This is a genomic window from Maribacter sp. (genome assembly GCF_016744255.1).
In the GTDB taxonomy this organism is placed as follows: domain Bacteria; phylum Bacteroidota; class Bacteroidia; order Flavobacteriales; family Flavobacteriaceae; genus Maribacter_B.
The window spans coordinates 1-6,679 of sequence record NZ_JADGES010000140.1 but is presented as its reverse complement, the minus strand read 5'-3'; the positions used below and the strand labels follow the sequence as shown (position 1 = coordinate 6,679).

The window sequence follows — 6,679 nt, the reverse complement described above, 5'->3', positions numbered from 1 at the left end:
TTTAAACTTAGGGTAAAATTCTTGTTCTTTAGAAACAGGAATTACGGAGACTTCTGAAGCATTATTGTCGTAATTATAAATTTGAATATGCCCATTAAAGGCTGTAATTTTCTCTCTAATCTTATGCTTAAGTCCTACTCCAGTTGCAATAGCAATTAGCATCATTATAACGCCAAGCGCAATTGCTGCTATTGCAATTTTTATTATTGGTGCAGATATACTAATTTTATGCTCCTTACCTTTAATAAGTCGTTTAGCTATAAAGTATTCTAAATTCAAATTATGATGTTTTTACCTAGTATCAAAAGTACATTTTTATTATGGTTTTTTGTATTGATAGCATGCGGAAACCAAGGAAAGAAGTCAAATTCTACTAAAGAAAATAGAGATTTAGCTACACAAAACCCTAAGAAAAGTACGTTAATTATTGCTGCTAATCGTATTCCTGACTACCTTCCTTTGTTAAAAGGCAAAAAAGTAGGTATTGTTGCTAACCAAACGAGTGTTATTTTTAAAAACAATACGAACGACTATACGCATTTGGTAGATTCACTCATAAGCCATGCAATTCAAATAAAAACTGTTTTCTCTCCAGAACATGGTTTTCGTGGTAAGGCAGATGCTGGCGAAAAAGTTAAAGATGGTATAGATACTAAAACCGGTTTACCTATAATATCGCTCTATGGAAAAAACAAAAAACCATCTAAAGAACAAATACAAGGGTTAGATATTTTAGTCTTTGATATTCAAGATGTTGGCGTTCGTTTTTACACTTATATCGCCACACTGCAATTGGTTATGGAAGCTTGTGCAGAAAACAACATTCCTATCCTAGTTCTAGACCGCCCCAACCCTAATGCGCATTATATTGATGGTCCTACTATGGAAGCAAAGCATACTAATTTTTTAGGTATGACAGAAATTCCACTGGTGTACGGAATGACTATCGGTGAGTATGCACAAATGATTAATACAGAAGGTTGGCTTGCTAATAGCGTAAAAGTAGACTTAACGGTAATTCCCTTAAAAAACTGGACACATACTAGCACGTATAATTTACCCATACGTCCTTCACCGAATTTACCAAATGCTACAGCAATAGCTTTGTACCCTAGTCTTGGTTTATTTGAAGGAACCAATATTAATGCTGGTAGAGGAACAGAATTTCAATTTCAACGATATGGTGCTTCTTTTTTAGATAGTACACAGTATAGTTTTAAATTTTGGCCTAGACCAAATTTTGGCTCCAAAACCCCGAAAGAAAATGGTAAAAAATGTTATGGCAAAGATTTATCTAGCATTAAAACCATGAATGAGGTTACTTTAAAATGGCTCATTGATGCCTATAATAATGCCTACGACCAAAAAGATGTTTTCTTAAAAAATGGATTTACGAAACATGCTGGTACGGAAAAACTACAACAAGAAATAGAAGCTAAAAAAACAGAGGAAAAAATAAAAGAAACTTGGAAACCAGCAATAGAAAAGTTTAAAAAAATTAGAAAAAAATATCTTCTATATGTTTAAATCTTTATCCGCTTCTTCATTTCTTCTACAATATTAAATGCAGCAGGGCAAATAAATACGTTTTTCATTGTTATATTACTTATTTGTTGAAATTTTTTACGGTCTGTATGCGGAAATTCTCTGCATGCCTTTGGTCTTACATCATAAATAGAACAGTAATTATCCGCTCCTAAAAAAGCACACGGTACTTGTTGTAACACATAATCGTTTTCCTCATCTACTCGTAAATAAAGATCTATAAACTTTTGGGGTTTTTGTCTAAAGTGTTTTGCTATACGCTCTACATCTGCGTTTGTAAATAAAGGACCTGTGGTTTTACAACAATTAGCACACTCTAAACAGTCTGTTTTTTTAAATTCTTCTTCATGTAACTCTTGCATTACATAATCTAATTTCTTAGGCGGCTTCTTTTTTAGTTTAGTGAAAAACTTCTTATTTTCCGTTTGTTTTTCGGCTGCTTTTTTACCTAACTCCTTAAGAATATTCTCCATTATTTTAGTAAGCTTAAAGCGGTTTCGTATAAATCTCTACTCCAACCCTCAGAAGCTTTAGAAATTTCAGCGCCTAATACAGCTTGCTTTTCTATTATTTTTTTTCCGACTTCCGAATTATAAAAAGTCTTCCATTTTTCTTTTTGCGCAGCATTCATTTTAGACCTATCGGCAAGTAATTGTTTTCCTGCTCCACTATTATAAAAAACAACCATTTTAGTAATATCTGCCTTTGTAAAATTAGATTGATAAATAGGAACCAATAATGCTTTCATCTCCTTTACTGCCCTCGTTTTATTCTCTTTTAAAAATCGCCATTCTTGCGTGTTTTTATCTGTCTCTGGGTATCTTCCTTGCAACATTTTTAACAACTCCTCGTAGGCATAATTATACTGACCCATAGCCTCATTAGCATCTAAATAATCGGACACCAATGCTTTATGGTTACTATCTTGTGCATAATTAAAAACAGGAATACTTAAAACAAATAATAGAATAAACTTCAACTGTTGCATGGGTTTCTTTTTAAAATGCATAAAAAATCTCACTTTTGCTGCAAAGTACAAATATAATGGATAATGATATTTACGGAGAGGCTCTTTTAGAGTATCAAAACGGGAATTACACAGAGGATATTACCACCTTCTTGTCTTTAGATGAAGAAGACACTCTTCCTTTGCCTTATTTGTTTCGTAATTTCAAAGACATGCCTTTATTAGAAAAGCATGCCTTGCAGTTATCAAAGGGTGCCGTTTTAGATATTGGCTGCGGTGCTGGTAGCCACAGCCTAATTTTACAAAAAAGTCAACTTAACATCTCCTCGGTAACCGCTATAGATTTCTCTGCTGGTGCAATTGAAACCTGTAAACTTAGAGGCGTAAAAAATGCTATACACACTGATTTATACGATTTTAAAGAGCCAAAATTTGACACCCTTCTTTTGCTAATGAACGGTATTGGTATTGCAGGAAAAGTTCATCAATTAGATTTTTTCTTTACCCATTTAAAATCGTTACTAAAACCTAACGGACAAATCCTATTAGATTCTAGCGATATAATTTACATGTATGAAAATGATAATGAAGACGGTGGTTACTGGATTCCCGATTCTATAGATTATTATGGAGAGGTAAATTTTCACATGGAATATAAAGGTAAAAAAAGCAAAACCTTCCCTTGGTTATATTTAGATTATAACTCCTTACAAAGAGCAGCGATGTTCAATAATCTAAATTGCGAATTGGTTTTTGAAGGGGAACATTACGAATTCTTAGCACGTTTAACGCTTTCTATATAATAGTAAGCATAGGTTCTTCGTTTTATAAAAAATATTTATCTTTAGAATATGAAAAAAATGCGCTTTTTAAGTATAATACTGGTATTAGGATTGGTTTTTGCGTGTTCTAAAAAATCTACAGATGAAGATGACTCTACAACCAAAATTGTAAATAAAGCTGGGAATTTAAAAAGTTCTGGAGAATCTGCTAATGATATTTTATCGAATGCTAATTTTGATAAAATGTTAATAGAAATTGCTTACATCAAAGGTTTTAAGCCTAGTGATGGTACTATAGATTCTTTTACCGCATATTTAAAAAAATACTCTTTAAAAGAAAATATAGAAATCAATTATAAAGAATTAAGCTCCCCAAATAAAGAAACCCTTACTCTGAATGATATAGATAAAATAGAGCAAGAAAATCGTACTGCATATAATGATGGAACAACCTTGGCATTTTACATCTATTTTACAGATGCCCCATCAGATGAAGATGTAGAAGAAGAAGATTTAGTAACCCTTGGAGCTGTATACAGAAACACTTCCATGGTTATCTATGAAAAGACTATACAAAAATTAGCTGCTCAAAGTTTTTCTATTACGACAGAGGATATTGAAACTCCTACGCTAAACCATGAATTTGGTCATTTATTAGGGTTAGTAAATTTAGGTTTTGAGGCGGAACCAGATAGCCCCTTAAAAACTTCCATGGTTAATCCGCATGAAGATAGCTCTTCTGCTAATCACTGTACTACCGTTGGTTGTTTAATGCGTGCCGAGCTATTGTTTAGCCCATCTAATAAAGCAAAAAATAGTTCTTTAGATAGTAACATTAAAGCGAGTTGTAAATTAAATGCAATGACTGTGTTGAATATGCTTAAAAACAAAAGTGCTAAATCCGCTGTAAGTACCATTGATTTAGGAGCAGAATGCGTTTTAGATTTAAAAGCTAACGGTGGTAGATAGGTTGATGGCTAGAAAGAACAAACATTTTTGAACCAGAAACATCAGTAAAATGGTTTTTTAAAAAAAAGGCTAAAAAAGCTAACCGCTAACAAAAAATAGCCAATATTTAAACTTCTTAAGGAATATTTAAATATTTATGAGTTTGTAAAGAAACCTTCCACTTTGGGTTTGCCATTACATAATCCACAATAAGTGGCACTACTTTATCTTTTACACTCCATTCTGGTTGTAAATAAAGAATACAATCTTTATTGGTAAGAGCAGCTTGTTCTTCTGCAAAAATTAAATCGTGTTTATTAAAAACTATAATCTTTAACTCATGTGCCTTATCATAAACTTCGCCAAAGGGTAATTTATTCTTTTTAGGAGATAAACATATCCAATCCCAATCTCCCGATAATGTATAAGCTCCTGAAGTTTCTATATGCGTTTTTAAATTATTTGCTTTTAACGCTTTCGTAAGTGGCCCCATATCCCAAGTTAAAGGCTCTCCTCCTGTTACTACAATAGTATCTGAATATTTGGCAGCCTTCTCTGCAATTCCCTTTATTTCTGTTGGCGGATGTGTTTCTGCATTCCAGCTTTCTTTAACATCGCACCAATGGCAACCCACATCACAGCCACCAACTCTTATAAAATACGCAGCTGTACCTTTATAAAAACCTTCGCCTTGAATGGTATAAAATTCTTCCATCAACGGAAGCATCTCTCCTTTATCTACTAGTGCTAACACATCTTCATTTACCATCTTGCAAAGATACATTTAAGTTCTTAGATAATTATTCTCACCAGTAGGTTAAATGGTATAATTCCTTTTAATAACTCGTGGATAAACCCGTAGGGACTTTACTCTATTCAAAGGAGTAATCTATCGTATTAGTTGTTTAACAAAATTTAACAACCCAATAAATTCCTATATACCAGAAGCTAGAGAAAAAAAGTGGTTAAAACTGCTAATTTGGGAGCGTGCAGGCTTTACAATTGCCTAAAAATCCCCTATTTTTATCAAAAATATATTTCATGGCTACCAAAGATGAATTCTTTGCACATATAGAAAAAGGATATACTACTAAAGGAGATTTTATAACTATGGGTGCTGCCATGTTAGAGAACGAAGCTATTACCAATGCTTTAGTTAAAATTCCTTTAAAAACTTTAAACAGACATGGTTTAATTTCTGGAGCTACAGGTACAGGTAAAACTAAAACGTTACAAGTGCTTGCAGAAAACCTATCTGAAAAAGGCATCCCTGTTATGTTGATGGATTTAAAAGGAGATTTAAGCGGTCTTGCACAACCAAGTCCTGGGCATGATAAAATTGATGAACGCCATAAAAAAATAGGGATTCCTTTTGAAGCCAAAGGGTTCCCTGTAGAAATACTATCCTTATCCGAGCAAGATGGTGTAAAACTTAGAGCTACTGTATCTGAATTTGGTCCTATCTTACTTTCTAGAATATTAGATTTATCAGAAACGCAAGAAGGTATTGTCTCTGTAGTTTTTAAATATTGCGATGACAACAAACTGCCTCTACTAGATCTTAAAGATTTTAAAAAGGTATTACAATACGCTACTGGAAGCGGAAAAGCAGAATTCACCAAAGAATACGGCAGAATATCTACCAGCTCTACAGGTACTATTCTTAGAAAGATTATAGAACTAGAACAACAAGGTGCCGATTTATTTTTTGGGGAAAAATCTTTTGATGTAGAAGATTTAACTAGGATTGATGAAAACGGAAAAGGGTATATAAACATCCTTCGTTTAACAGATATTCAAGATAAACCCAAGCTTTTCTCAACATTTATGTTAAGCCTATTAGCCGAAATTTATTCTACCTTCCCAGAACAAGGAGATAGTGACCGTCCAGAATTAATACTATTTATTGATGAGGCTCACTTAATTTTTAAAGAAGCCTCTAAGGCACTACTAGATCAAATAGAAAGTATTGTAAAACTAATTCGTTCTAAAGGAATAGGGCTATATTTTGTAACCCAAAACCCTACCGATGTTCCTAATGAAGTTTTAGCGCAATTGGGTCTTAAAGTACAACATGCGCTACGTGCATTTACTGCCAGAGATAGAAAAGCAATAAAACTTACAGCAGAGAATTATCCAGAATCTGAGTATTATGACACTAAGGAAGTTCTAACATCTTTAGGAATCGGAGAAGCTTTAATATCTGCATTAGATGAAAAAGGAAGACCTACTCCGCTTGCTGCTACACTTTTAAAAGCTCCAATGAGTAGAATGGATATTCTGACAGCCAAAGAGCTTAAAGCCGTTATTAGCAGTTCTTCATTAGTTAAAAAATACGATGAGGATATTGACCGCGAAAGTGCTTATGAAATTCTAAATGAAAAAATAGAAAAGGCAGAAAAAGAAGCAGAAAAAGAAAAGAATAAACCCAGAAGCA

General features: G+C 33.2%; 7 protein-coding genes and 1 pseudogene. 4 read left to right on the top strand and 4 right to left on the bottom strand.

The window, feature by feature from the left end; all coding sequences use genetic code 11:
- Window positions 1-279 (bottom strand): annotated as a pseudogene (locus QZZ51_RS15730) (ABC transporter permease); the annotation flags it as partial.
- Between the two features lie 3 nt (window positions 280-282).
- Between QZZ51_RS15730 and QZZ51_RS15725 the strand changes: the two are divergent.
- Window positions 283-1,527, top strand: coding sequence for a DUF1343 domain-containing protein (locus tag QZZ51_RS15725; RefSeq protein ID WP_291871390.1), 1,245 nt, complete (start codon window positions 283-285; stop codon window positions 1,525-1,527).
- On the opposite strand, the gene QZZ51_RS15720 is transcribed toward QZZ51_RS15725, so the two are convergent.
- Window positions 1,524-2,018, bottom strand: a complete 495-nt coding sequence (locus QZZ51_RS15720; protein WP_291871388.1) for a YkgJ family cysteine cluster protein — start codon at window positions 2,016-2,018, stop codon at window positions 1,524-1,526. The genes QZZ51_RS15725 and QZZ51_RS15720 overlap by 4 nt on opposite strands.
- The gene (locus QZZ51_RS15715; protein WP_291871386.1) at window positions 2,018-2,533 is read right to left on the bottom strand and encodes a DUF2059 domain-containing protein; all 516 of its coding nucleotides are present in this window, start codon (window positions 2,531-2,533) and stop codon (window positions 2,018-2,020) included. The genes QZZ51_RS15720 and QZZ51_RS15715 overlap by 1 nt, the downstream gene beginning before the upstream one ends.
- A 56-nt stretch (window positions 2,534-2,589) precedes the next feature.
- On the opposite strand from QZZ51_RS15715, the gene QZZ51_RS15710 reads away from it, so the two are divergent.
- Both QZZ51_RS15710 and QZZ51_RS15705 read left to right on the top strand, forming a co-directional pair.
- Window positions 2,590-3,315 carry a class I SAM-dependent methyltransferase gene (locus tag QZZ51_RS15710; protein WP_291871392.1) on the top strand — a complete coding sequence of 242 codons (726 nt, stop codon included), beginning with the start codon at window positions 2,590-2,592 and terminating at the stop codon, window positions 3,313-3,315.
- Between the two features lie 57 nt (window positions 3,316-3,372).
- Window positions 3,373-4,263, top strand: a complete 891-nt coding sequence (locus QZZ51_RS15705) for a hypothetical protein (protein ID WP_291871384.1) — start codon at window positions 3,373-3,375, stop codon at window positions 4,261-4,263.
- Window positions 4,264-4,378: 115 nt separating this feature from the next.
- Here QZZ51_RS15705 and QZZ51_RS15700 read toward each other — a convergent pair whose 3' ends face one another.
- Entirely contained in the window at window positions 4,379-5,011 is a 633-nt protein-coding gene (locus QZZ51_RS15700; protein ID WP_291871382.1) for a 7-carboxy-7-deazaguanine synthase QueE, read from the bottom strand.
- A 272-nt stretch (window positions 5,012-5,283) separates the two neighbouring features.
- Between QZZ51_RS15700 and QZZ51_RS15695 the strand changes: the two genes are divergently transcribed.
- On the top strand, window positions 5,284-6,679 hold a 1,396-nt coding region (locus QZZ51_RS15695; protein ID WP_291871380.1), incomplete at its 3' end, for a helicase HerA-like domain-containing protein.